This window comes from Cellvibrio fontiphilus (assembly GCF_042646205.1).
GTDB classification, from domain to species: domain Bacteria; phylum Pseudomonadota; class Gammaproteobacteria; order Pseudomonadales; family Cellvibrionaceae; genus Cellvibrio; species Cellvibrio fontiphilus_A.
On sequence record NZ_JBHRTF010000001.1, the window covers coordinates 1 to 24,581 of the forward strand.

Sequence of the window (24,581 nt, forward strand, 5' to 3'; positions counted from 1 at the left end):
GAACTGGCAAGCTAGAGTAGGGTAGAGGGGTGTGGAATTCCAGGTGTAGCGGTGAAATGCGTAGATATCTGGAGGAACATCAGTGGCGAAGGCGACACCCTGGACTCATACTGACACTGAGGTGCGAAAGCGTGGGGAGCAAACAGGATTAGATACCCTGGTAGTCCACGCCGTAAACGATGTCTACTAGCCGTTGGGAGCCTTGAGCTCTTAGTGGCGCAGCTAACGCACTAAGTAGACCGCCTGGGGAGTACGGTCGCAAGATTAAAACTCAAATGAATTGACGGGGGCCCGCACAAGCGGTGGAGCATGTGGTTTAATTCGACGCAACGCGAAGAACCTTACCAGGTCTTGACATCCTAGAAACTTTCCAGAGATGGATTGGTGCCTTCGGGAATCTAGAGACAGGTGCTGCATGGCTGTCGTCAGCTCGTGTCGTGAGATGTTGGGTTAAGTCCCGTAACGAGCGCAACCCTTGTCCTTAGTTGCCAGCGCGTAATGGCGGGAACTCTAAGGAGACTGCCGGTGACAAACCGGAGGAAGGTGGGGATGACGTCAAGTCATCATGGCCCTTACGACCTGGGCTACACACGTGCTACAATGGGCGGTACAAAGGGTTGCCAAACCGCGAGGTGGAGCTAATCCCGTAAAACCGTTCGTAGTCCGGATTGGAGTCTGCAACTCGACTCCATGAAGTCGGAATCGCTAGTAATCGCAAATCAGAACGTTGCGGTGAATACGTTCCCGGGCCTTGTACACACCGCCCGTCACACCATGGGAGTGGGTTGCAAAAGAAGTAGCTAGTCTAACCGCAAGGGGGACGGTTACCACTTTGTGATTCATGACTGGGGTGAAGTCGTAACAAGGTAGCCCTAGGGGAACCTGGGGCTGGATCACCTCCTTAAACGATATGCCAACCCGTCTGTAAGTGCTCACACGCATTGCTTGATCAACTGGAATCAATAAAAGATTTGTTAGTCGCTAGTCCCCTAGTGCTTGTCGCTAGACGCCGCGAGTTACTGGAAAGGTAAGCGGCCGACAACTAGTGTCTACAGACCAGGATATAGGCCTGTAGCTCAGCTGGTTAGAGCGCACCCCTGATAAGGGTGAGGTCGGCAGTTCGAGTCTGCCCAGGCCTACCAAATTTGCCTCACTCTTCGTTAAAGCGATGCTCATGTGCTAAAGCACACTTCACATCACTTTGCCTCGATTGAGTCAAATTAAGAATCTTGCCTTTAATGGTGTGATGATTAAGGGGCTATAGCTCAGCTGGGAGAGCGCCTGCCTTGCACGCAGGAGGTCAACGGTTCGATCCCGTTTAGCTCCACCACTCTTTTATTGATTAAAGAAGTCAGTCACTTGTTGTCTGGATTTAGAAATGAATCGAGAAAACAACTGACTGGTTTTTACGCCAGAAGCTCTTTAACAAGGTGGAATGTAAAGTAATAAATTGCTGATTTATGGATGTCTTGTGTATCTCTACACAAAAGTCCGGCGAATCATACTCATGCGATACGCTTATTATCGTGAGCGTATCAATGTTGTAAATCGTTAAAGCAGTCGCTTGTGTTATATGGTCAAGCGACTAAGCGCACACGGTGGATGCCTAGGCAGTTGGAGGCGATGAAAGACGTAGGAGCCTGCGATAAGCTCGGGGGAGCTGGCAAACAAGCTGTGATCCCGAGATCTCTGAATGGGGAAACCCACTTACTTTAGTAAGTATCCTGCAGTGAATACATAGCTGCTGGAGGCGAACCCGGGGAACTGAAACATCTAAGTACCCGGAGGAAAAGAAATCAACCGAGATTCCCTCAGTAGCGGCGAGCGAAAGGGGACCAGCCCTTAAGTGGCTTTGGTATTAGTGGAAGGCTCTGGAAAGTGCCGCGATACAGGGTGATAGCCCCGTACACGAAAATGCCTTAGTCATGAAAACGAGTAGGACGGGACACGTGATATCCTGTTTGAATATGGGGGGACCATCCTCCAAGGCTAAATACTCCCAACTGACCGATAGTGAACCAGTACCGTGAGGGAAAGGCGAAAAGAACCCCTGTGAGGGGAGTGAAATAGATCCTGAAACCGTGTGCGTACAAGCAGTAGGAGCACCTTCGTGGTGTGACTGCGTACCTTTTGTATAATGGGTCAGCGACTTATTGTCAGTGGCAAGGTTAACCGTATAGGGGAGCCGTAGCGAAAGCGAGTCTTAATAGGGCGTCTAGTCGCTGGCAATAGACCCGAAACCCGGCGATCTATCCATGTGCAGGTTGAAGGTTGGGTAACACTAACTGGAGGACCGAACCCACAAATGTTGAAAAATTTGGGGATGACGTGTGGATAGGGGTGAAAGGCTAATCAAGCCGGGAGATATCTGGTTCTCCCCGAAAGCTATTTAGGTAGCGCGTCATGTCTCACCCTCGGGGGTAGAGCACTGTTTGGGCTAGGGGGTCATCCCGACTTACCAAACCCATGCAAACTACGAATACCGAGGAGTGCAATCATGGCAGACAGACAGCGGGTGCTAACGTCCGTTGTCAAGAGGGCAACAACCCAGACCGCCAGCTAAGGTCCCCAATGTTAGTTAAGTGGGAAACGATGTGGGAAGGCTTAGACAGCTAGGAGGTTGGCTTAGAAGCAGCCACCCTTTAAAGAAAGCGTAATAGCTCACTAGTCGAGTCGGCCTGCGCGGAAGATGTAACGGGGCTAAAACTAGCAACCGAAGCTGCGGCTGCATACTTTGTATGTGGGGTAGGGGAGCGTTCTGTAAGCCGTCGAAGGTGTGTTGAGAAGCATGCTGGAGGTATCAGAAGTGCGAATGCTGACATGAGTAACGATAAGGGGAGTGAAAAACTCCCCCGCCGGAAGATCAAGGGTTCCTGTCCAACGCTAATCGGGACAGGGTTAGTCGGCCCCTAAGGCGAGGCGGAAACGCGTAGTCGATGGGAAACAGGTTAATATTCCTGTACCTCTTTTTACTGCGATGGGGGGACGGAGAAGGCTAGAGCAGCACGGCGTTGGTTGTCCGTGTTTAAGGTCGTAGGCTGGTGTCTTAGGTAAATCCGGGATGCTAAGGCTGAGAACTGATGACGAGTGTTCCTCGGAACACGAAGTGCTTGATGCCATGCTTCCAAGAAAAGCCTCTAAGCTTCAGGTAAAAAGAGACCGTACTCCAAACCGACACAGGTGATCAGGTAGAGAATACCAAGGCGCTTGAGAGAACTCGGGTGAAGGAACTAGGCAAAATGGCACCGTAACTTCGGGAGAAGGTGCACTGCTGGTGGTGAAGGACTTGCTCCGTAAGCTACTGGCAGTCGAAGATACCAGGCCCCTGCAACTGTTTATTAAAAACACAGCACTCTGCAAACACGTAAGTGGACGTATAGGGTGTGACGCCTGCCCGGTGCCGGAAGGTTAATTGATGGGGTTAGCGCAAGCGAAGCTCTTGATCGAAGCCCCGGTAAACGGCGGCCGTAACTATAACGGTCCTAAGGTAGCGAAATTCCTTGTCGGGTAAGTTCCGACCTGCACGAATGGCGTAATGATGGGGGCGCTGTCTCCACCCGAGACTCAGTGAAATTGAAATCGCGGTTAAGATGCCGTGTTCCCGCGGCTAGACGGAAAGACCCCGTGAACCTTTACTATAGCTTTGCACTGAACTTTGAACCTATCTGTGTAGGATAGGTGGGAGGCTTTGAAGTCGAGACGCTAGTTTCGATGGAGCCGTCCTTGAAATACCACCCTGGTATGTTTGAGGTTCTAACGTCGGCCCCTTATCGGGGTTACGGACAGTGTATGGTGGGTAGTTTGACTGGGGCGGTCTCCTCCCAAAGAGTAACGGAGGAGCACGAAGGTGTGCTAATCATGGTCGGAAATCATGAGGTTAGTGTAAAGGCAAAAGCACGCTTGACTGCGAGACAGACATGTCGAGCAGGTACGAAAGTAGGTCTTAGTGATCCGGTGGTTCTGTATGGAAGGGCCATCGCTCAACGGATAAAAGGTACTCCGGGGATAACAGGCTGATACCGCCCAAGAGTTCACATCGACGGCGGTGTTTGGCACCTCGATGTCGGCTCATCACATCCTGGGGCTGAAGCCGGTCCCAAGGGTATGGCTGTTCGCCATTTAAAGTGGTACGCGAGCTGGGTTTAGAACGTCGTGAGACAGTTCGGTCCCTATCTGCCGTGGGCGTTGGAGATTTGAGAAGAGTTGTTCCTAGTACGAGAGGACCGGAATGAACGAACCTCTGGTGTTCGGGTTGTCATGCCAATGGCACTGCCCGGTAGCTATGTTCGGACGGGATAACCGCTGAAAGCATCTAAGCGGGAAGCCTCCTTCAAGATGAGATCTCCCTGGGGCTTTAAGCCCCCTAAAGAGCCGTTGAAGACTACGACGTTGATAGGTCAGGTGTGGAAGCGCTGCGAAGCGTTGAGCTAACTGATACTAATTGCTCGTGCGGCTTGACCATATAACAGAATCGACTGTTAGACGGTTTACGATTCAATGCAGAGAGAAAAATTATCTGCAACCGGACTTGTGCGATACGCAAGCATCCAAAAAAACACAGCAAACTTTACGTTCTGCCGCCCTATTTGAGTCAATCAAGGCTGATGTACTACACATCCTAAGACCTTCGAACTCATCACGAATTGCTTGACGACCATAGCAAGTTGGAACCACCTGATCCCATTCCGAACTCAGAAGTGAAACGACTTAGCGCCGATGGTAGTGTGGGGTCTCCCCATGTGAGAGTAGGTCATCGTCAAGCTCTTAAACCCAAAGCCCCTGCAGAATAGCTGCAGGGGCTTTTTTCTATTTTGCTATTGCCTAAAGTCGTATGGCTAAATCTCATGATGCAGATGGTATTTATGGCGCCGCTCTGCTTATATAATTACTTAATTCACGCATGAGATGCTCCAGTGTTAACAATAGATTTAAGTGCTATTCAAAATAATTGGCTTAGACTCGCGTCGATGACCAGAGCCTCTGTTGCTGCTGTTATTAAGGCGAACGCCTATGGATTAGGTGCAAAAGAAGTAGGTACGGCTTTATATACTGCCGGTTGTAGAGAGTTTTTTTTGGCTACATTTGATGAAGCAGTAGCCGCGAGATCTTTTTTGCCTCCTGATGCGGTAATTTATATGCTTGGAGGCCTGCGTGGTGTAGATCTTGAGGGTTTACATAATCAGCAAATTATTCCAGTGCTTTGTTCTGGTTTTGATATTGAGCAATGGTTGAAGTTAAAAAAAAATAACCCCCCAGTTTTTCAACCAGCTTTAAAAATAAATACCGGTATGAATCGCTTTGGTATTGATGGCATGGAGCTGTCTAGCCTTTGTGCTAATATTGAGCAAATAACCGCACTCAATCCAGCCTTAATCGTGAGTCATCTTGCATGTGCTGACGATGAGCACCATAGTAAAAATGCTGAACAACTTAATAAATTTTTAATCTCAGTTGAACAAATAAGGGAAAAACTCCCTCATATTCGCGCTAGTCTGGCTAACTCTTCTGGTATTTTTTTGGGCAAGTCTTGGCATTTTGATCTTGTTCGTCCTGGTGCGGCTCTTTATGGCTTGAATCCTATGCCTCTGCAGCAAAACCCTATGTCTCAAGTGTTAAAACTCGCTTTGCCTATTAGGCAAATTCGTACACTGAGCTTATCTGAATCAGTGGGGTATGGTGCAACAGCGAATCTTCCTGTGGGGGCAAGGCTCGCAGTTGTGAGCGGAGGCTATGCTGATGGTTTGCATAGAACTTTAGGGGCGCAGCCCGCCGGGATTTTATATGGACGTCGTGTAAATGTTGCAGGAAGAATATCAATGGATTCGATGATTTTTGATATTTCTTCCGTATCGGCCTCTGAAGAAGAATTGATGAACTCGACTATTGAGGTGATTGGAGAGCAATTGCCATTAGATGGATTAATGCAAGCCAATAGACAGTCCTTGGGCTATGAAGTGCTTACAAGCTTGGGTGATAGATTTACTCGATCTTATGTAGGTGGAGATCTATGAGCAACGCTCCGGCTGAGTCTGAACCGTTAATCTCGGTTCTCAGATTGCTAGCCGATGGAGAGTTTCATTCGGGTGAGGAGTTGGGTGCACTGCTTGGCGTTAGCCGGGCAGCTGTGTGGAAAACGTTGAAAAAGTTTGAGTCGCTAGGGGTTCGGGTTTTATCTGTTAAAGGGCGCGGCTATTGTGTAGTGGGTGGTTTGGATCTGCTGGATAGCGTTGTTATTCAAAAACAATATCTCAACAAATTGGATGTAAAAGTCTTTACTCAGTTAGATTCAACCAATTCTTATCTTTTGCGACAAGATAATGCAGATCGCCAAGTTTGTCTTGCTGAAGCTCAGACTGCGGGGCGTGGCCGACGTGGGAGAGGCTGGGTAAGCCCATTTGCCCAGAATTTGTATCTCTCTATGGGCTGGCGGTTTGATGGTGGCCTTGCCTCTATCGAGGGATTGAGTCTTGCTGTCGGCGTAATAGTGGTGCGGGCTCTTGAGATTTATGGCTTCAAGAATCTGGCCTTGAAGTGGCCAAATGACATTCTTTATCGGGATAAAAAGCTCGGCGGTATATTAATAGAAGTAAATGGTGATCCTCTTGGAGATTGTTTGTGCGTGATTGGGATTGGTCTAAATGTCTCAATGTGCCGTGCTTCATGCGATTTGATTGAGCAACCTTGGACGAGCCTCAAAGAGATTTCGATTGAGCAGGGAGTCCCGCTAATCAGTCGCAATCAGATTGTGTTTTCCCTCCTCGATAATCTGCTTTCTGCCCTATCTACATATCAACGAGATGGCTTTAGAGCATATAGAGCGTCATGGATAATGGCCGCTGCATATATTAATGAGCAAATTAACATTCATGCTGCTAATGGTACGCAAACTGGTGTTTTGCGAGGTGTAGATAGTAGTGGTGCTCTGCTGGTTGATGTAGAAGGTTGCGAAAAAGTATTTCACGGCGGCGAGGTATCTGTGAGATTTTCAAATGTATCTTGAAATAGATATGGGCAATACTCGTACCAAATGGCGTATTAGGGATGGTTTAAATATAGTTAATACGGGCTTTTTTTTCGCAGATGAGGGATTGGATCAACTCGACTCAATCATGAATCCCTACATTGAAAGAGTGACAGCGGTATGGATTGCCAGTGTTGTAAGTGAAAAACAGGAAGCGAAAATAATACGCTGGGTTCAAGACCGGCTCTCGCTTAAGCCACTATTTGCCAAAAGTAGCGCCACTATTTGTGGTGTGACAAATGCCTATAAAGAGCCCGAGTCGCTTGGTGTTGATAGGTGGCTTGGTATTTTGTCTGCTTATCATCGAGTGGGTGGGGCTTGTATTGTTTTCTCTTTTGGGACTGCGGCTACAGTTGATGCTATCGGGGCTGATGGGCGGCATCTTGGTGGCTTTATCGGCCCCGGTCTGTCCTTACTGGTCGGCTCACTCTTGAATAACACAGGCCGTATTCAATTAGATTCCACAGGTCTTTACTTGAGTGCGGATTTCGGTTTGTCCACTTCTGAGGCGATTTGTGGAGGTTGCACATCAATGCTTTGTGGTTTTGTAGATAATGCAATCGAGCAAATGCGTCTAAAAATAGGCGATGAGCCGTTTGAATTAATATTTACCGGAGGCGATGCGATTCGCTTGTTGCCCTTCTATTCATCAGCATTGTTGATCAATGACTTGGTGTTGGATGGGCTTAAATATGTGATGGGAGAGTGCTGACTCCTTGGAGTAATTAATGAGGTCAATTTTTTTTCTGATTCTTGCATCCAATATAATTTTCTTTGCGCAACAATATTTTTTTTCGGTCGATCTCCATGAGGATATAAAGAATAAGGGTGAGGCTGTAGATTCGGATTATCGGGCTCTACATTTGTTGTCTGAAAAGCCAGATGTGGTGCTCAATAAAAAAACTACAGTGCAGAATCATGTTGTTGCCGATGATGAGATTGAAAAAGCTACTCGGAAAACTGAGCTTTGCTCGATCATAGGCCCCTATGATCAGTTGCTTCAGGCTGAATATGCTGTAGAGCATCTGTCTGCTTTGGGTGTTAAGGCTCATATAGCTCCTTTGGAGATAAAAGAAGGAGATTTGTTCTGGGTTTATTTAAATCCAGAGGTTTCTGAGCGTGAAGCTCTGAATAGGCTTTATGAATTGCAGGGGAAGCAAATTGAAAGTCATGTCATATCAAAAGGCGAGTTGATGAATGGTATCTCGCTGGGGCGTTTTTCTTTGTATGAGGATGCAGAGACTCATGCCAAGCATATTAAAAGTATTGGGTACGATGCTCAAATAAAGATTATGCCTAGAATGATTCAGGAGACTTGGGTTGTTCTTTCTGCTGATTCTGCCGAGAAAATAGACGGTTCGGTGTGGGCGATGTTGGTGGAAAAGCAAAAAGGTCTCGAGAGAAGAAAAAATTACTGTTTTGGTGTTGCGTCTCAGTAGTTCTTCCAATAGAATTCTGCCTCCACAAACAGCGGTGGTCAAAAAGCTGGCGTAGCTCAGTAGGTAGAGCAGCTGACTTGTAATCAGCCGGTCGGGGGTTCGATTCCTCTCGCCAGCTCCAGTTTTGGAGTGTTTTTGATCATAACTCTGTGAATTTATTGAAAAAATAGATTGACAGTTAATTGTTTGGGCCGGACAATGCCGGCGGTTTTCGGCAGGGGTTCCCGAGTGGCCAAAGGGATCAGACTGTAAATCTGACGCGCAAGCTTCGATGGTTCGAATCCATCCCCCTGCACCAAATTACCTTGATTTCATTGGGGTTAGGTAAGTCTGGTGTCTGACCAATATCTCGTTAAAGCGGGTATGGTTCAATGGTAGAACCTCAGCCTTCCAAGCTGATGGCGCGGGTTCGATTCCCGCTACCCGCTCCACTATGTTCAAGTTAGTGCTCATATAGCTCAGTTGGTAGAGCACACCCTTGGTAAGGGTGAGGTCAGCAGTTCAAATCTGCTTATGAGCTCCAAATAATGCTGTGAGGGTAGAGCTCTCGCAGCTTTTTTATCTGTGTGATTGTTATTTACGTCTGAGGAGGCGCTCGCAATGGCGAAGGAAAAGTTTGAACGTAACAAGCCCCACGTCAACGTGGGCACCATTGGTCACGTTGACCACGGTAAAACCACTCTGACTGCAGCGCTGACTCGCGTTTGCGCAGAAAGCTGGGGTGGTGCGTTTGTTGGTTATGATGGTATCGATAACGCACCTGAAGAAAAGGCGCGCGGTATTACCANGTTACGCTAATCTAAACCGAAAATCTTGTGATGGATTATCATTTCGCTTTGAGCAATCTCAGGAAATTCGATTCGCTCTTAAATCTAGCTCCATGTATCTGACAAAAACAGTTGGTTTTTCATGATTAACGAGTGGCAACGGCAGTCCTATCTCTCCGCATTAGGCATTGAAAATTATATGCCACGGATGTGTTTGCCGTTTGCGGCACAATCTAGAGCCTGTTTGTTGCCGGATTTGGCACCTGGGCAAGAAATTTCCACTTCAATACTCTCTGAATCACAAGATGCTGCCCTAGATCTAAATCCTATTTCGGTTCAGAAGTCCAGCAGTATTAGCGCTAGTGAAATACTGACAGACATCATTCCCGTTAAAAAAATGACGGTAACAGTCAACGCTGAGACAATCCTTCAGCAACTGGAAATAAAAAAATCTCCTGAACTCAATCCATTCTCATTGAGCATTTGGCGGCCAGTTACAGGTTTTTTGATTATTGATGCGCGTAATTCCAGTTTGGCTCTCCCCACAGAATTGTTACTGAAAAATATCCTGCTTAGTTATCTACCTTCGCAAGAGTTGGATTTGCGAGAAGAGGTTATGCGTTGGCCAATGGTGGAGAATCGCTTTGTGGCGCGCACGGAGGATGATGCACGCAACGAGCTGCAAACATGGCTCTCCGTTGAAAATGAACTGCGTCCTATACAAAAGCTTTGGCTGATGGGTAATAACGCTGCGCGCTATTGGTTAGAAGACAATTCACCTATCAGTGAAAGCTACTGGCAGCAACGCAGTGTTGTTACTCATTCTTCGACACAAACACTTGTCGCTTGGGTTACACCGAGTTTGATTGAGTTGTTACAACAGCCTGAACTCAAAGCGCGTTTTTGGGCAACTGTGACGTAGGTATTGCGCTGATGACGACATCTATTTGCTTAACTACCTACTCCGGTTTGGTTTTACATTTGCGTGAATTATCATCCGACGATATTGCGACGGTTATGAATCTTGAACGCAGTGCGCATTCTCACCCTTGGAGGCAGTCCAGTTTTGAAGATTGTTTGAAAGGGCGCCAGAAATGTTGGTTGGCAGAAGCGAATAATGTTTTGGTTGGTTATGTAGTGTTTGCTCATGGTGGCGGTGATGCGGAATTATTAAACTTGGCGGTTGCTCCAGCTTTTCAGCGTAAGGGGATTGCTCAGTGTTTACTAGAGTTCGCCTTAACCTCCATAACAGGTAAAGCGGATATGCTGTTTTTGGAAGTGCGAGTATCCAATCAAAAAGCTATTGACCTCTACGCCAAGATGGGTTTTTTTGAATTAGGTAATCGTAAAAACTACTACCCTACGCTGAACGGTCGCGAGGATGCCTTGCTAATGGCGTTACAGCTTTAATGTTTAACTGGGCGCTTTTGCAGCTTGCGCTGTAGTGTGCGCCGATGCATGTTAAGCGCCCGCGCAGTTGCCGATATGTTGCCATTATTTTCTTGTAGTACTCGCTGAATATGTTCCCACTCCAAACGATCAACTGATATGGGTGTGTAGTCCATGTCAGTGGCTGTGATCTTCTGATCTTTTCCAAACGCCGCCAGTATTTCATCCGCATCGGCAGGTTTACATAAATAATTAATCGCACCTGATTTCACGGCTTCTACGGCGGTCGAGATACTGGAGTAGCCTGTAAGCATCAGCACTGCAATGTCTGGCTGTCGCAACTTAAGTTCGCGAATGAGTTGCAGACCTGAATCCGCACCAAGCTTCAAATCAATAATGGCGCGCGCAAATAAAAATTGCTCGCTCAGTTGCAGTGAATCGGCCGCACTGTGCGCTATTTCTCCGCTCAGTTGGCGTCGCTCTAGCGCGCGCAGTAAAAGTCCGGCGAAGGTTGGGTCATCATCGACAATTAAAAAATCCCGCTGTTTATTCATGATGCCTACCCAATTGATAACTATTGATCGCTGATTAATTATTTGAGCTGGTTGAATTATGTATTGATGTCGCTGGAGTTTAGCGGCAAGCTTAATTCGGTGACTGCGCCCAGTGGTTTACGATTGTAGAGTCTAACTTCGCCACCATAACGATTAATCGTTGCTTGGGTCAGTAGTAAACCAATTCCCATTCCTTGATGTTTGTTTGATACAAATGTTTTTCCTGCACGCACAGCAATGTCGTCATGAATTCCCGGGCCTTCATCGGTAATCGTCCAATAGAGATGGTGGGCGTCCCAAGTGATTTTTACCTGAATATTGTGCGAACTAGCATCGGCGGCATTGTTGAGCAAATTTAAAATGGCCTGCGCAATAGTGGGGTGATAGTGGCACTTTTGGGTTTCGTCTGTTCCCTTTATTTCAATCACGGCGATTACTTCAGGGCGTAATAGTTGCCAGTGATTGAGAATCTGATTGCAGTAAACTTTCACCGTTTCAGCTTGAGTGGTGCCGTCTTTAGTTTGCTCCGCTGTCGCTACCAAGTTGCGTAAAATCGCTGAGCAGTGATCGACCTGTTGTTGTAATAGTTGCAAATCCTGCTGCAGTGATGAATGGGTTTGGTATTCATCACTCAATTCTTTCAATAATAATTTCATGCTGGATAGTGGTGTGCCAAGCTCGTGGGCTGTACCTGCTGCCAAGGTTGCTACCGCCATGACTTGTTCATCGCGCAGCTGATCTTCCCGCGCGCGCGTTAAACGCGCTTCTTGTTGGCGTAAATCGTGCGCCATTCGGACAACAAAATAGGTGATCAGCCCAGCACTGATAAAAAAATTGAGCCACATACCTAACACATGAAAATTTAAACCACTCTCGGCGTGATGTTGATGGGGTGATAAGGCTGGCAGAGGAACATTAAAAAACATGAGTAGGCTGTAGCTGATAACACTTAGCAGGGTGATGGCGAGTGTGTAACCGTAATTTAAGGTGGCAGCAGAAATACAGATGGGTACCAGAAAATAAGAAACAAAAGGATTGTTTGCCCCGCCACTGAAATAAAACACACTGCTTAAACACAGCAGATCAATGAGTAATTGAATAAAAAACTCCAGCTCAGTGACGGGTAGTTGCTGGCGCAAGCGAACAAAAGTGAGCAGATTCACCACCGTTAATATCACCAGCGCGATGAGTATTTCTTTAAAGGGCAAATTCATCGCGTCTTGCCAAAGACAAAACAGTGCTGACACACCTAAACAAACCAAAACCAATGTGCGAATCATTACCCAATAACTGAGGTGTTGCCCGTGATCAGCCAGTGTTAATGAGGCTGTGGATATTTTGGATTTGTGGCTGAAAATCTGCTGAGCGTACATAGGTCGACAAGAATTCAAGTGAGAGAGTTTGGCGATTATAGCCCGCTCGCTTTGTGAGGGTGTGGCATCGTCTGGCTGTGCGACACTTTGTCGCAGCTTTAACAGGCGCAAGCGCAGGGGCGCTACTAAGCTGGTGTATACTGCCGATCCGTTTTTGATCGGTAATGATTGGCGATTTTATGGCAGAACCCCTGCAGGCCACCCTCACTGAAGGGCGCGTCTCCGAACAGCTGAAAAGTTTGGCGCTGCCATTGGTGTGGGGCCTGATGGCTACCATGTCGCTCAATGCGATTGAGACTTTTTTTATCGCACAGCTGGGGCGTGAACCCCTCGCTGCGCTCAGTTTTACTTTCCCTGTCATTATGGTGCTCACCAGTCTCGGTATTGGACTGGGTGCGGGTACTTCGTCTGCCGTGGCACGTGCGATCGGCGAGGGCGACTCCAACAAAGCGCGTCGCTTGGCAACCGATGCCATGAGCCTCACGTTTATTATTTCCGCAAGTGTCTGCCTGCTGGGATGGCTGACTCTGGAGCCGCTTTTTTTGGCCTTGGGTGCAACGCCGGAGTTAATCCCGCTGATTCGCTCCTACATGGCGATTTGGTATTTCAGTGCACCCTGTTTGATGGTGCCCATGGTGTGTTTGTCGGCACTGCGTGCAATGGGCATGAGTCAGGTACAGGGTTATTTGATGGGGGGCGCGGCACTGTTGAATGTGTTGCTCGACCCTTTGCTCATTTTTGGATTATTGGGCTTCCCCGCCATGGGGTTGCAAGGCGCAGCCGTGGCGACACTCATTACCCGGGTGCTGATGCTGGTGGTGGCGATTTATATTCTCCATGCTCGCGTGCACATGCTGGTTAACCCGTTTTTACCTTGGGCGCGATTACAGCAATCCTGGATGGCGATCATTGAGGTTGGTGTGCCAGCCATGGTGGCCAATGTGATTATTCCGTTTGCCAGTGCGATTGTGGTGGCTATGGTTGCTGCTTATGGCACCGATGCCGTGGCGGCTTTGGGTATTGCAATGCGTATCGAACCGCTAGCGTTGATTGTGTTTTATGCCCTCTCCGGTGTTATCGGGCCGTTTTTCGGGCAGAACTCCGGAGCTGGGCGACTGGAACGCTTGCACGAAGCGCTGCGAGTTTTAACGCTGTTTTGTTTGCTATTTGGTTTGCTGTTGGCGGTAATCTTAGGGCTGTTAGGGGCAGAAATTGCCAGCTTGTTCGGTGGGCATCAAGAGGTGGTCAACATCACTGCCGCGTATTTTATGATAGTGCCCATCAGCTACGGTGCTTACGGTTTGGTCATGGCAGTCAACGCTGCCTTTAATGGATTAGGCCGTCCCTGGCCGGCGATGATCATTTCCTCCGGGCGAGTGTTTTACATCTACCTGCCGCTGGCTTGGGTCGGACAGCATTGGTTTGGTATCACCGGTATTTTTGTCGCCACGGCCACCGCTAATGTGATGCTCGGCCTCTGGGCTTGGTATTGGCTTAATGCGCATATCAAGCAGCAATCCAGCGCTGCACAACCCTAGCGCGCTCAACCCAGAGCAACAGGGTATAATTTTTCACTTTCTTTTTTTACTCGCGATATTTTTATGACTAACTTAACTGCTGAACTGGCAAAGCGTCGTACCTTTGCCATTATTTCTCACCCCGATGCCGGTAAAACCACCGTCACCGAAAAATTATTGCTCTGGGGTAATGCGATTCAATTGGCCGGCTCGGTAAAAGGCAAGCGTGGGCCCCATGCAAAATCTGATTGGATGACCATGGAGCAAGAACGCGGTATTTCGGTGACCTCCTCGGTGATGCAATTCCCCTACAAAGATCGCATTGTTAACCTGTTGGATACCCCCGGTCACGAAGACTTCTCGGAAGATACCTATCGCACACTCACGGCGGTGGACTCTGTATTGATGATGATCGACGGCGCCAAAGGTGTTGAAGATCGCACCATTAAATTGATGGAAGTCTGCCGCCTGCGCGATACGCCGATTCTGACGTTTATCAACAAAATGGATCGCGAAAGCCGCGATGCGGTTGAGTTGTTGGATGAAATTGAAAACGTCTTAAAAATTACCGCCGCGCCGATTAATTGGCCGCTGGGCAGCGGGAAAGAATTTTTGGGTGTTTACAATTTTTACACCGATGTCATTCACGTGTACGAACAGGGTTTTGGCCACACCATTCCCGACGATGTGCAAATTAAAGGTCTCGATAGCGCGGAAGCTACCGCATTCATGGGCGCCTACGCCGATGATTACCGCGAGCAAATAGATTTTGTGCGTGGTGCCACACATCAATTTGATTTGGATGAATACCTTGCCGGGCGCATGACACCAGTATTTTTTGGTACCGCGTTGGGCAATTTTGGTGTGCGTGAAATGCTCGATGGTTTTGTTGAGTGGGCGCCTACACCGCGCGCGCGCGCGACCCACGAGCGAGTGGTTGAACCGGGCGAAGAAAAATTCAGCGGTTTTATTTTTAAAATTCAAGCCAATATGGATCCAAAACATCGCGACCGTATTGCCTTTATGCGCATCTGCTCTGGCACCTATTCCCAGGGCATGAAAATGAAACACGTGCGTTTGGGTAAAGATGTCAAAATTGCTGATGCAGTGACCTTTATGGCGGGGGATCGCAGCGCGGTGGATGAAGCCATCGCCGGCGATATTATCGGTTTACACAATCACGGTACGATTCAAATCGGTGACACCTTCACTGAGGGCGAAAATTTAAAGTTCACCGGTATTCCGCATTTTGCGCCGGAATTATTTCGTCGTATTCGCTTAAAAGATCCGCTCAAAATGAAACAGCTGCAAAAAGGTCTGCAGCAGTTATCCGAAGAGGGCTCTACTCAGGTGTTTTTCCCATTGAACAACAATGACATAGTGGTCGGCGCTGTGGGTGTGTTGCAATTTGAAGTGGTTGCTTATCGCTTGAAAGATGAATACAAAGTGGAAGCGATTTATGAGCCAGTCAGTGTCACAACAGCGCGATGGTGCGACTGCGACGATGCTAAAAAGCTCGAAGAGTTCAAGCGTAAATGCGCAGAGAATCTCGCCGTTGATGGCGGCGGGCATTTGACTTACCTCGCACCTTCGCGGGTTAACTTGTCGCTTACACAAGAGCGCCATCCCGAAGTGGTGTTCCGCGCAACACGGGAGCACTAAGCACTGTGGCGGTGTTTATCGTTACATTGCTGATGTTTGTGATAGTTGTCGGCGTGTTACTGTGGGTAAAAACGCCGCGCTATCAGATGACTAAGGCTGATGTGATAACACTGTTGCAGCGTGTTTTGGTGGGGCAGGCGAGTGAAAATGACTGGGCTATTTTTTTATCCACTTCATTTCGCCACTGCCCACCGCTAGAAGTTATTCGTGATGCCTGCGCCGCTGTTGATGAAAAAGAATATCTTGGTCACACCCGCGCCGGCTTTTTATTTAGCGACCATGGGCTTGCACAGTTGCGTGTTATTCTTCAGCAAGTTGAAGTATTGGATATTGATTCCATTAACTAATTATTGAGTTCTCTAATAATCGGCGAGCGTTACTGTGACAACTATTTCTGATAACAAGGATCTGATTTGGGATCTTGATGCCTTTAACCAGCGACAGCGCGCCGTAGACTTTGTCATGGGGTTCGAGAATAAACTCTGTGTTTATTCAAGTTCTGTGGAGCAACTTTATACTAACTACAATATATTCTTTCCCAAAGAGGAAGATCGTAAGCTGGTCATTCTGCCAAATCCCTATGCTCCTCATGATACGTTTAATGGTATTCCTGAATCAGCGGTAACTCCTACCGGCATGGAAATCATTCCCGGTGTATATCAGTCCTCCCCTTGTTTGTTTTTGCGCATTCCTTTTAGGAGTGGCACTGTTAAATATAGGGCGGTGCCTTTGCAGATGGGGCTTAATATAGTTCGCCAAAAACTGCCGCCAACCAAACCTTTGTTGCCTGTGCTCATGAAAGGAGACTTGCGCGAGCTGGATGCATCCACTCCCTGTTTGCATTTGCATGCAATCCATTTGGATCGGCTGACTGAGCACTCAGGCTTGGAGCGCACAGGAATTCACAAAGTCATTGAACAGCGGTTGCGTCAGTTAAAGTAGTGAGCTGCTGTTTTCACCAAAACCAAAAAGCCACCGCGAGGGTGGCTTTTTGGTTTTGGTGTCTGATTAATCCTGATCATCTATTAGCTATGGTAAAGCCCAGCGCATTGGAACTGAAAATTCAAACCGGGTGCCGCTGATTGCCTCTGGCAATTTGGGGAAAGGGGCGGAGCGTTTAATTGCCTCCAAGGCCTCTTTATTCAACAATTCATAACGACTACTTTCAATAATATTGCTGCTAATCAAGTTGCCATCGCGATCAACGACAACCGCAACACGCACGTTGCCTGCCTGATTACGATCCAACGCCCGTTGCGGATATTTAGTTTTGGAGCGGATTTTTTTGATTGAATCCGAGACATAAAACTGACGAGCCAAGAGTGTCTGTGTGGTCAGCGCCGGGCCTTCATCCTCTTCTTCTACCTCTGTTGCTGCCACAGGCGCGGTGCTGGCGATTGAACTGGAGGTGGCCGCTGCAGCTATAGCTGCTACAGACGATTTACTCTTGCTGCTTGCTTGTGCGACTGGTAGTGGAATATCGAGTTTAGGTTTTTCGATTGCAGGGGTATCCAGTTTGGGAACTTCTACTTTCGCCGTTTCTGGTTTTGTGGTGGCTGCTATATTGTTGGCTGTAGGCTCAACCGCGAGTGCTTTATTATTCCAACCATTAATCTCTGCCACGCGGCTGGGGCTGGGGTTAATACTGGCAAAGCGACCTCTTAAGCCGGCATCTACGTCGCCAACTTTTAATAGGCTGTCGCGGTAATCAGATGATAGGGGCACTTGGCCGATCCAGGTTGCCAACAACATATAAAAGAAAGAATCATCTTCGATTTTTCCCAACTCAACTTTGTTGAGACTGATGGATAGCCCGGCACCGGGTGAATGGGAGATTACCAGATGATCGTCCTTCTGCAGACGACCTTTGAATAAGCCATCAAAAAGAACAGTGTTGTCGGCTTGAGCCATCAGCTCATCCGCCTTGCTATTTACCGCTAGGCCTTCAATCCACAACCGGCTAAAACGCCTTGCCGTGATTCCTTCGGGGGCCACAATTTTTAACTCCATTCTCATCGGCTGAGAGTTTCTAAGCAGTGTTCCTGCATCATTACTTAGGGACTCGGAGAAAAGTGCACCTATAAATACATCGCGGCCAAGCTCTTGGTGAACACCTACACCGTTCAGCATTGGCTCTGCGTGTACAAGTTGACAAAAGGTTGCCAGAAGAAAACTGGACAATAAGCGGGTTAGATGGCTCAAACGCATAGTGGTACGACTCTCTATTGATGAGACTTTATTGTCTATGGTGAATTTATTGTTCTATAGCTGTTGGTGCGGTCACTATAAGTGCGTTTATATGATATAGAAAAATCTACGAGTAGCGAACCATGTAAATGAGATCTGTACTGTTGTTCCAAGTCTTTTCGGTAGTATGATGCTCGTGCGAAAGGGCTAATATGCGTTAGTTTAATGCCTGCGTTATAGATAAAAACACATCACACAGGTCAACGATGGAAACCAAGTCCATACATAAATTCCCCAAATCCACTCTGGAGCATTTGCTCTCGGGCATATCTTTTTTTAAGGCTGTGCGTCAGCAAGATCCCCAGCAATTTGATTTATTACTGCAGGCCTCCCGAATCGTTTCCTATCTTCCCGGGGAGGTCGTTGTACAAAAAGGTGAACAAAGTAATTGGCAGTATTTTTTGTTAAAAGGAAAGTTAGCGGTTTATGTGGAGCAACCACTCGTCAGTGACTTGGTAAATTACGTTACGCCGGGCGAGGTTTTTGGTGATTTGGCGCAGCTTGTTGGGCAACCACGCACGGCCACTGTTGTTGCTGATCAAAGCGTAAAAGAATCAACTGTGTTGGCATTGGATATCAATGTATTCGGCCCGCTTAACGCAACTAATCCAATTTCTCTGGCAACCAAGCTTATTTACTATCGCAATATGGCCCACAATCTCCGTTGGAAACTGGAAGTCTACCGATCCCAGCATCTGCAACATCCTTTGGCCAACAAGCATCGCCAAATCAAGCTTTATCATGGGATCAAAGATACATACGAAGAGCTGCAATCACTCTTTGAGCAGTCCAAAGCCTTGGCTATCCTTTTGCTCGAATGGAATAATGAATTTGGTGTGTTGAGTGCTGATGTTTTGCAAGATCAGACTTCTGTGCAAACCTGACCTCTGCTGTGCCTATACTATGTGCAGGCAAAGCCATCGAACACTGCTAGACTAAAAAAATAACAACTAACAATCAGTGAATGTTGCAATGAAATTCGATGATATCAAGCTGACCTTTGGTTATCCGTTGCAATTACAAACCACCTCTCTCTCCGGGCAGCCAGAACGATATTCATGTCGTTTGATTGGTTGCCTGCCGGGAAGATCACTTTTATTTTCCGTCCCCAAAGTTTCTGGCAAATTGGTGAAGTTCAAAATAGGTCAGAAAGTTGTTGTTCGCTTTATGATTGATAACGGAATTGGAGTTTTTGCAGTTGCTGTCGAGGCACAAACCCTTGAGCCTTATCCAATTTTACATTTGAGCTTTCCTGAATTAGTCACCTTCAAAGGGATTCGAAGTGCAACCCGGGTTGCTGTGCGTGAACGAGTTACGCTCAAATCTCCTGCGCACCCGGAGCGTTCTTTGGTGGGCTTCATTTGTGATATCAGTATCAATGGTTGTCGCATAGAGGTTGATGAAGAGGTTGCCGAATTAGGTGGTAACCTGGAGTTGCAATTAGAAGTTGATATTCTTGGTTTAAAACAGCAGTTGTCGCTAAAAGGGATTATTCGCTCGCGAGTAGAACCCACGGATAATTTGGAAGCAGGGGTATTAGTTAGTTATGGCATTGAGTTCACTGAGCTGGAAGAGCAGGAGCGCTTAGTGATGTATGCCTTTGTATTCAGTCATATGGCTCAGCAAGAACAGGCTGCCGGTTGATATCGAGACGCCTAGCCTGTGTCCTCAATAGAGCTTAGAAAACATCAGCTTTATTCGGGATCGTACATCACCAATAAAAAAGGCACCTTTCGGTGCCTTTTTTATTGGTGCATCGCGTATTAAGCGGCTGCAACAACGGCCTTTGGCTTGCGGCCACGTTTAGCTGGTGCTGAACCAGCTGGCTTCTTAGCGGCAGGCGCTTTTTTAGCTGCTGGCTTTTTAGCGGCTGCCTTTGGAGCTGCTGGCTTTTTTGCAGCAGCTGGTTTAGCAGCTACTACTTTTTTTGCTTTAGCGGCTGGTTTTTTTGCAGCTGCTTTGGCCTTAGCTGCAGCTTTCTTCGCTGCTAATTTCGCTTTCATAGCCGCTTTTTTATCAGCTGCTTTCTTTTTCAGAGCTGCTTTTTTGGCAGCAACTTTAGCTTTGGCTGCTTGTTTTTTTGCCGCCAGTTTTGCTTTTGCTGCTGCTTTTTTAGCGGCTAATTTTGCTTTAGCGGCCGCTTTCTTTTCAGCAATTTTACTTTTGGCTGCAGATTTTTTGGCTGCAGCTTTCAGGCGCTTGGCAACAGCTGCTTCAGCTTTGGCTACTGCTTTATCGTGAGCTGCAGCAAGCTTGGCAGCCGCTTTAGCAGCAGCGGCTTCTTTCTTGGCATTAACAACAGCAGCTTTTGCAGCAGCAGCATCTTTCTTGGCAGCAGCAACAGCAGCTTTAGCAGCAGCTACTTGTTTAGCTGAACCTGGAGTTTTCTTTTTAGCAGCAGCAGTCAACTTGGTTTGAGCAGCTTTCAGTGCAGCAGCAGCTTTAGCGGCATCTTTAACTAAACCAGCAACAGCTTTAACAGCATCTGCAGCTTGTGCGGCACGAGCTTTAGAGAGTTGGGTTTTCAGTTGGGCTAATTGCTGTTCCAAACTTGCAACAGTATTAACAGCGGTTTGTTTACGTGCAGCCATGGTGTGCTTCCTTTATGGTTTTCGAAAGGTCGATAAATGGATTAAAAAGTCCAACATGTATAAGTTAAAACTTTATGAAAAAAATTCAAGTTTTTTGCGTCAAATAGTCGGTGAAATCGCGGGTTTTTGATGGTTTTTAGTGAAAATTTGTCTTTTTAGGAAAGTTTTCGAATTTTTTCCTGCAATGTTTATTATCCTCAGTTGATAAATCTAAACTGCAGGGGCCTCTTTTGAATTCATTTGCAGAGTGCCCCCCATGATTTTTTCATCTTCATTTCCTTTGCTTCGATCAATCTGAGTTCTTGATGCAGAATTTTTTTGCTGGGCGTCACTATTCCTTTGATTGAACGTATGTCTAATTTATTTTTGGGATTATGAACGGCAACCACCGATTCTATTTTTTAATCTGCCTTTAAATCTGAGCATGCTGGAAGTTGCGGCAACTACTTGCGATAACAGGCGCGATAAAACCTATTACTGCAGCAGGAATTTCTTCTGTCGTTCACAACTAGTTACGGTAAGGAGATGGCTTAGCGGCTCAATGTGCGTGCTGTTTTCCCTGAAGAGACTTTCAATCGTTATCGTTTTATTTGTTTAAATTGCGGGAGCGCATTGTGTTGCCTTGTGCGGAGACTGAGAGTTCTGCTTTTTTAGTGGCGCTTAATTAAATTGTACTTCTACTTTAGTCGCATCAGGTTGAGATCCACGGCTAAAGGTCAATTGAATGGGTAATTTGTGTTGGGCGGGGGCGCAGGAATACTAAATTTATCCGTTAACTTTGTGTTGCAGTAAAAATGGGACTCGATAACTGGTCTTATTGCTGGGAGCTAGCCATTTTGAATCCATCTTTTCATTTTTATGTGGCGTAAGGCATGGCCATGATTGTTTCGGTAAATAGCTTGTGACTGTGTGGTGTTTGTATTGCTGTCGGTAGCTCGGGCAAAGCTGTTGCATCATGTAACTTGGCCAATGTTTGCAGCGATTCCAAGCTTTGGTGCTTCGTTATTGGTTGTGGGGGCAGCTCTGCCTTTGTGTGACATTCAGAGACGCAATGCACGTGCCTGTTTCTTGACGTTTTTAGGGGGCAGAATGAACAGCATATGGGGAAAAGGTTAAGGTTCTTATCCAGCCCGAATATTTGGCGTAAATTCCCTGTATTAGGGGGCTAAGGGTTGGTTTTTGCGGCGCCAAAACTGCTAGAATTGGTGTTTTGCTAGATATCTAAATATAACGTTTTACATAACATCACGAGGAGTACCCACAGTGAGCCGCAGAAAGAAGAGCCGTGCTGGCGACGATACTAATGATATTGACCTGACGCCCATGCTGGACGTTGTATTCATTATGTTGATTTTCTTCATTGTTACCGCCTCCTTCGTGAAGGAAATCGGTATCAACCCTAATGTTCCTGAGCCGAACAATAACCCTCCTCCGCCAGATGCTGAGCCGAATATTCTGGTTCGCATCTCTGCAGACAACCAGATATGGCTAATGGAGAAAGAGGGAGAGCGTCGTGTTGATACCCGTGCTGTACGCTCTAATATTGAACGTCTTCGTGCGGAGTTGCCAAAAGCAGCCGTTATTATCCAGGCTGATGTTGCTGCTCACACTGGCACTTATGTTGCGGTAGCTGATGCCGCTCGTGAAGCCAAGGCACCAACTGTAGTGCTTGTTCCTTCCAAATAAGTGGCATTGAAATAAAAAAACCGCCTTGGTAACAAGGCGGTTTTTTTATGCCTGGGTTTTCTGGGTTGTACTGGATTACTTGGTTTTTGAAGAGTTGATGCCGGTTAATCAGAGTTCGTACTCTTGGCGAATGTATTTTTTGGGTAGGCTGCTGTGACGGCTTCTGTCAGCACTAAAGTGATCGTGCAGTTTGTTCTCCATAAGGTGAACAAAGTCGGGTTGTTTTAAGCGAATTAAATGGCGATGGTCGCCTGCTTCTATATAAATATCCTCTACGCCCAGTAGCTCTTCATCCCAAATAACATCCAAACCATAAGCTTCACCTAACGCTGGGATGGCGCCTTCAGCGCAGTCACGAAAAATTTCGGTTAACTCTTCCTCCTCAACTAACTCCATGTGTCGGTCAAAGATTTGATTGAGTGTGTGGCGCAATATCTTATTGCGGGTTGGCAGTACGCAGAGGGTGTAGTGAAAATCTTCATCGCGAAGCAGTACACCTTTAGCCAGGCAGTGATCATCTATTTTTGCTACGCGTGCTGTGTTGTAAGTGCCCTCGCAGTATTCATGCTCAAGTAGCGTAAATTCAATTTGTTTTGCTTTTAGATAGTTTTCAACAGTGGCAGCAACACCCATAAAAATCTCCTGAAGCGACTCTCACAGAGAAAGGATTAAGTAGTGTTTTATTGAGCTATTGAACGCTGTTTGTTAGAAGCTCATTGGTTAATGAATGTCTTGTGATACTTCTTGAATGCAAGCTTGGATCAATCTTGCTGTTATTGAGTATAGGAAGGCTTTTAAACTGTGTGCCAAGTGTTTTGGAATTAAGCCGCAATTATTAGATCAGTCAGTTTTAGTGCGGAATCAGTTGAACCCGGTTGGCAGAAATAAAAAAGCCGCTCAATGAGCGGCTTTTTCATGTGTTGCAAAACAAAATTAACCCATGCTGGCTAATTGTTGTTTTACCGAGGCGAGTTTTACGCAGGTTACAAAGACTTCCATAGCGCCAACAACCTCTGGGACTGTTGGAACTGAAGGTGCGATACGAATATTGCGGTCTTCCGGGTCTTTGCCGTAGGGGTAGGTGGCACCGGCGGGGGTTAACTTTACGCCGGCTTCTGCAGCAAGACGTACAGTTTCTTTAGCACAACCTTTGCGTGTATCAAACGAGACAAAATAACCGCCTACGGGTTTTTCCCATGCACCCAGATCTGTGCCATCAAAGGCATTGCTCAGCGCAGTCAATACTGCCTCAAAACGTGGGTTTAATAGGGCTGCATGTTTGCCCATGTGTGCCATTAGTGCATCTTTGGTTGGCAGGAAGCGGGTGTGGCGAATCTGGTTCACCTTGTCAGGGCCAATGGTGCAGCTATTGAGAAATTTCTTGAAGCCTGCCAGGTTGGCTGCGCTGGCGGACACAAAGGCAACTCCCGAGCCCGCATGGGTAATTTTGGAGGTTGAGGCAAATTGAATGACTGAGTCTTCGGTGCCGTTGCGACGGGTTGCATCTTGAATGCTGGCGAGTTTGGGTGCGTTGGGCGCCAGATCATGCACAGAATAGGCGTTATCCCAAAAGACACGGAAATTGGCGCTGGCGATTTGGCCCAATTTAGCGATGCGCTCAACGGTTTCGTCACTGTATACCACGCCGGTAGGGTTGGAGTACTTGGGTACGCACCACATGCCTTTGATAGATTTATCTGCTTTGACCAAAGATTCCACCAGATCCATATCCGGGCCAGTAGAGGTCATGGGCACATTGATCATTTTGATGCCCAGTTGTTCACATACGGTGTAATGACGGTCGTAACCGGGAACCGGGCAAAGGAATTTCACTTCCCCTTCATGTTTCCAGGCGCTCGCGGCGTCTTTCAGGCCAAACTGGTGGGCAGTCAGCATTACCTGGAACATCAGTGTCAGGCTGGAGTTGCCGCCGACCAATACGTTGGCAGCGTCTACATCCATAATGTTAGCGCCGAGCTGTTTGGCTTCGGGTAGGCCATCCAGGCCGCCATAGTTGCGGGTGTCAGTACCATCGGCAGCAATATAGTTACCTTGCAGTAAGCCGTCCATCGCATCAGACAGATTCAATTGTTCAGCAGATGGTTTGCCGCGGGTTAAATCCAGATTGAGTTTTTTAGCGAGGATTGCCTGATACTGTTCGGTCAGTTGGCTTTCCCATTCGCGCAATTGCGCTACAGATGCGTTGTCCAGTTGCAAGGTGATTACCTCTTTGGTTGGCGGGATAAAGTGCGCGGCATTATAACCGCTCGGGCCATAAATGTTGTAGCAACTTGCCGGGTCTTTTAGCTGGTGCCCGTGCGCTTTTACGGGTCAG

At 47.2% G+C, this 24,581-nt stretch carries 19 protein-coding genes, 6 tRNA genes, 3 rRNA genes and 1 pseudogene; 23 read left to right on the forward strand and 6 right to left on the reverse strand.

The features are described 5' to 3' along the window. From ACFODX_RS00005 to rimI, 16 genes and pseudogenes are all read left to right on the forward strand, one after another. Positions 1 to 904 (forward strand): 16S ribosomal RNA (locus tag ACFODX_RS00005); the annotation flags it as partial. Between the two features lie 161 nt (positions 905 to 1,065). Further along, positions 1,066 to 1,142, forward strand: a tRNA-Ile gene (locus tag ACFODX_RS00010). 112 nt (positions 1,143 to 1,254) lie between these two features. After that, positions 1,255 to 1,330: transfer RNA gene (locus ACFODX_RS00015), tRNA-Ala, on the forward strand. Between the two features lie 245 nt (positions 1,331 to 1,575). Continuing rightward, positions 1,576 to 4,462: ribosomal RNA gene (locus ACFODX_RS00020) — 23S ribosomal RNA — on the forward strand. Between the two features lie 184 nt (positions 4,463 to 4,646). Beyond that, positions 4,647 to 4,762: ribosomal RNA gene (gene rrf, locus ACFODX_RS00025) — 5S ribosomal RNA — on the forward strand. A 151-nt stretch (positions 4,763 to 4,913) separates the two neighbouring features. Further along, complete coding sequence (alr, locus tag ACFODX_RS00030; protein ID WP_378114802.1) at positions 4,914 to 6,011, forward strand: alanine racemase; 1,098 nt, start codon at positions 4,914 to 4,916, stop codon at positions 6,009 to 6,011. Beyond that, on the forward strand, positions 6,008 to 7,000 hold the full coding sequence (gene birA, locus ACFODX_RS00035; protein ID WP_378114804.1) for a bifunctional biotin--[acetyl-CoA-carboxylase] ligase/biotin operon repressor BirA: 993 nt from the start codon (positions 6,008 to 6,010) through the stop codon (positions 6,998 to 7,000). The genes alr and birA overlap by 4 nt, the downstream gene beginning before the upstream one ends. Beyond that, on the forward strand, positions 6,990 to 7,733 hold the full coding sequence (locus ACFODX_RS00040) for a type III pantothenate kinase (protein ID WP_378114806.1): 744 nt from the start codon (positions 6,990 to 6,992) through the stop codon (positions 7,731 to 7,733). Before birA ends, ACFODX_RS00040 begins: the two co-directional genes overlap by 11 nt. A 16-nt stretch (positions 7,734 to 7,749) precedes the next feature. After that, positions 7,750 to 8,460 carry a hypothetical protein gene (locus tag ACFODX_RS00045; RefSeq protein ID WP_378114808.1) on the forward strand — a complete coding sequence of 237 codons (711 nt, stop codon included), beginning with the start codon at positions 7,750 to 7,752 and terminating at the stop codon, positions 8,458 to 8,460. A 45-nt stretch (positions 8,461 to 8,505) separates the two neighbouring features. After that, positions 8,506 to 8,581: transfer RNA gene (locus ACFODX_RS00050), tRNA-Thr, on the forward strand. A 93-nt stretch (positions 8,582 to 8,674) separates the two neighbouring features. Beyond that, positions 8,675 to 8,758: transfer RNA gene (locus tag ACFODX_RS00055), tRNA-Tyr, on the forward strand. A 59-nt stretch (positions 8,759 to 8,817) separates the two neighbouring features. Beyond that, positions 8,818 to 8,891: transfer RNA gene (locus tag ACFODX_RS00060), tRNA-Gly, on the forward strand. Between the two features lie 16 nt (positions 8,892 to 8,907). Next, a tRNA-Thr gene (locus ACFODX_RS00065) sits at positions 8,908 to 8,983 on the forward strand. A gap of 77 nt (positions 8,984 to 9,060) precedes the next feature. Beyond that, positions 9,061 to 9,246 (forward strand): annotated as a pseudogene (locus tag ACFODX_RS00070) (GTP-binding protein); the annotation flags it as partial. Positions 9,247 to 9,369: 123 nt separating this feature from the next. After that, positions 9,370 to 10,149, forward strand: a complete 780-nt coding sequence (locus ACFODX_RS00075; protein WP_378114810.1) for a hypothetical protein — start codon at positions 9,370 to 9,372, stop codon at positions 10,147 to 10,149. Positions 10,150 to 10,160: 11 nt separating this feature from the next. Further along, the gene (gene rimI / locus ACFODX_RS00080) at positions 10,161 to 10,637 is read left to right on the forward strand and encodes a ribosomal protein S18-alanine N-acetyltransferase (RefSeq protein ID WP_378114812.1); all 477 of its coding nucleotides are present in this window, start codon (positions 10,161 to 10,163) and stop codon (positions 10,635 to 10,637) included. Here rimI and ACFODX_RS00085 read toward each other — a convergent pair. Together ACFODX_RS00085 and ACFODX_RS00090 are read right to left on the reverse strand one after the other, a co-directional pair. Beyond that, positions 10,634 to 11,170: a response regulator transcription factor gene (locus ACFODX_RS00085; protein ID WP_378114814.1), complete on the reverse strand. Its 537-nt coding sequence runs from the start codon at positions 11,168 to 11,170 to the stop codon at positions 10,634 to 10,636. The genes rimI and ACFODX_RS00085 overlap by 4 nt on opposite strands. A gap of 56 nt (positions 11,171 to 11,226) precedes the next feature. Beyond that, positions 11,227 to 12,417, reverse strand: a complete 1,191-nt coding sequence (locus tag ACFODX_RS00090; RefSeq protein WP_378114816.1) for an ATP-binding protein — start codon at positions 12,415 to 12,417, stop codon at positions 11,227 to 11,229. Positions 12,418 to 12,722: 305 nt separating this feature from the next. Between ACFODX_RS00090 and ACFODX_RS00095 the strand changes: the two genes are divergently transcribed. The 4 genes from ACFODX_RS00095 to ACFODX_RS00110 all read left to right on the forward strand — a co-directional run bounded on the left by ACFODX_RS00095 (position 12,723) and on the right by ACFODX_RS00110 (position 16,664). Then, on the forward strand, positions 12,723 to 14,081 hold the full coding sequence (locus ACFODX_RS00095) for an MATE family efflux transporter (RefSeq protein ID WP_378114818.1): 1,359 nt from the start codon (positions 12,723 to 12,725) through the stop codon (positions 14,079 to 14,081). Positions 14,082 to 14,144: 63 nt separating this feature from the next. Then, positions 14,145 to 15,722, forward strand: coding sequence for a peptide chain release factor 3 (locus tag ACFODX_RS00100; protein WP_378114820.1), 1,578 nt, complete (start codon positions 14,145 to 14,147; stop codon positions 15,720 to 15,722). An 86-nt stretch (positions 15,723 to 15,808) separates the two neighbouring features. Beyond that, entirely contained in the window at positions 15,809 to 16,069 is a 261-nt protein-coding gene (locus ACFODX_RS00105) for a hypothetical protein (protein WP_378114822.1), read from the forward strand. Between the two features lie 34 nt (positions 16,070 to 16,103). Then, positions 16,104 to 16,664: a hypothetical protein gene (locus ACFODX_RS00110; protein WP_378114824.1), complete on the forward strand. Its 561-nt coding sequence runs from the start codon at positions 16,104 to 16,106 to the stop codon at positions 16,662 to 16,664. Positions 16,665 to 16,751: 87 nt separating this feature from the next. Here ACFODX_RS00110 and ACFODX_RS00115 read toward each other — a convergent pair whose 3' ends face one another. Continuing rightward, on the reverse strand, positions 16,752 to 17,852 hold the full coding sequence (locus ACFODX_RS00115; protein ID WP_378114826.1) for a TonB family protein: 1,101 nt from the start codon (positions 17,850 to 17,852) through the stop codon (positions 16,752 to 16,754). Positions 17,853 to 18,253: 401 nt separating this feature from the next. Here ACFODX_RS00115 and ACFODX_RS00120 point away from each other — a divergent pair, with 401 nt between their 5' ends. Beyond that, the gene (locus ACFODX_RS00120; RefSeq protein WP_378114827.1) at positions 18,254 to 18,853 is read left to right on the forward strand and encodes a cyclic nucleotide-binding domain-containing protein; all 600 of its coding nucleotides are present in this window, start codon (positions 18,254 to 18,256) and stop codon (positions 18,851 to 18,853) included. A gap of 88 nt (positions 18,854 to 18,941) precedes the next feature. Then, positions 18,942 to 19,613 (forward strand): flagellar brake protein, encoded by a 672-nt coding sequence (locus ACFODX_RS00125; RefSeq protein ID WP_378114829.1) that lies wholly within the window; start codon positions 18,942 to 18,944, stop codon positions 19,611 to 19,613. 119 nt (positions 19,614 to 19,732) lie between these two features. On the opposite strand, the gene ACFODX_RS00130 is transcribed toward ACFODX_RS00125, so the two are convergent. Continuing rightward, positions 19,733 to 20,560, reverse strand: coding sequence for a hypothetical protein (locus tag ACFODX_RS00130; RefSeq protein ID WP_378114831.1), 828 nt, complete (start codon positions 20,558 to 20,560; stop codon positions 19,733 to 19,735). Between the two features lie 1,263 nt (positions 20,561 to 21,823). Between ACFODX_RS00130 and ACFODX_RS00135 the strand changes: the two genes are divergently transcribed. Continuing rightward, complete coding sequence (locus ACFODX_RS00135) at positions 21,824 to 22,246, forward strand: ExbD/TolR family protein (RefSeq protein ID WP_324260156.1); 423 nt, start codon at positions 21,824 to 21,826, stop codon at positions 22,244 to 22,246. Positions 22,247 to 22,354: 108 nt separating this feature from the next. Here ACFODX_RS00135 and ACFODX_RS00140 read toward each other — a convergent pair whose 3' ends face one another. Together ACFODX_RS00140 and ACFODX_RS00145 are read right to left on the reverse strand one after the other, a co-directional pair. Further along, a complete protein-coding gene (locus ACFODX_RS00140; RefSeq protein WP_324258091.1) occupies positions 22,355 to 22,879 on the reverse strand; it encodes an aminoacyl-tRNA deacylase in 525 nt (174 codons plus the stop codon). A gap of 300 nt (positions 22,880 to 23,179) precedes the next feature. Continuing rightward, positions 23,180 to 24,463 (reverse strand): aminotransferase class I/II-fold pyridoxal phosphate-dependent enzyme, encoded by a 1,284-nt coding sequence (locus ACFODX_RS00145; RefSeq protein ID WP_378114834.1) that lies wholly within the window; start codon positions 24,461 to 24,463, stop codon positions 23,180 to 23,182. Positions 24,464 to 24,581 lie beyond the last annotated feature (118 nt).

Coding starts and splice junctions, on each gene's coding strand:
- ACFODX_RS00140 (WP_324258091.1), bottom strand. CDS start 22,879: ATGGGTGTTGCTGCCACTGTTGAAAACTATCTAAAAGCAAAACAAATT.
- birA (WP_378114804.1), top strand. CDS start 6,008: ATGAGCAACGCTCCGGCTGAGTCTGAACCGTTAATCTCGGTTCTCAGA.
- ACFODX_RS00125 (WP_378114829.1), top strand. CDS start 18,942: ATGAAATTCGATGATATCAAGCTGACCTTTGGTTATCCGTTGCAATTA.
- rimI (WP_378114812.1), top strand. CDS start 10,161: ATGACGACATCTATTTGCTTAACTACCTACTCCGGTTTGGTTTTACAT.
- ACFODX_RS00040 (WP_378114806.1), top strand. CDS start 6,990: ATGTATCTTGAAATAGATATGGGCAATACTCGTACCAAATGGCGTATT.
- ACFODX_RS00085 (WP_378114814.1), bottom strand. CDS start 11,170: ATGAATAAACAGCGGGATTTTTTAATTGTCGATGATGACCCAACCTTC.
- ACFODX_RS00105 (WP_378114822.1), top strand. CDS start 15,809: ATGACTAAGGCTGATGTGATAACACTGTTGCAGCGTGTTTTGGTGGGG.
- ACFODX_RS00045 (WP_378114808.1), top strand. CDS start 7,750: ATGAGGTCAATTTTTTTTCTGATTCTTGCATCCAATATAATTTTCTTT.
- ACFODX_RS00115 (WP_378114826.1), bottom strand. CDS start 17,852: ATGCTGAACGGTGTAGGTGTTCACCAAGAGCTTGGCCGCGATGTATTT.
- ACFODX_RS00075 (WP_378114810.1), top strand. CDS start 9,370: ATGATTAACGAGTGGCAACGGCAGTCCTATCTCTCCGCATTAGGCATT.
- ACFODX_RS00095 (WP_378114818.1), top strand. CDS start 12,723: ATGGCAGAACCCCTGCAGGCCACCCTCACTGAAGGGCGCGTCTCCGAA.
- ACFODX_RS00130 (WP_378114831.1), bottom strand. CDS start 20,560: ATGGCTGCACGTAAACAAACCGCTGTTAATACTGTTGCAAGTTTGGAA.
- ACFODX_RS00100 (WP_378114820.1), top strand. CDS start 14,145: ATGACTAACTTAACTGCTGAACTGGCAAAGCGTCGTACCTTTGCCATT.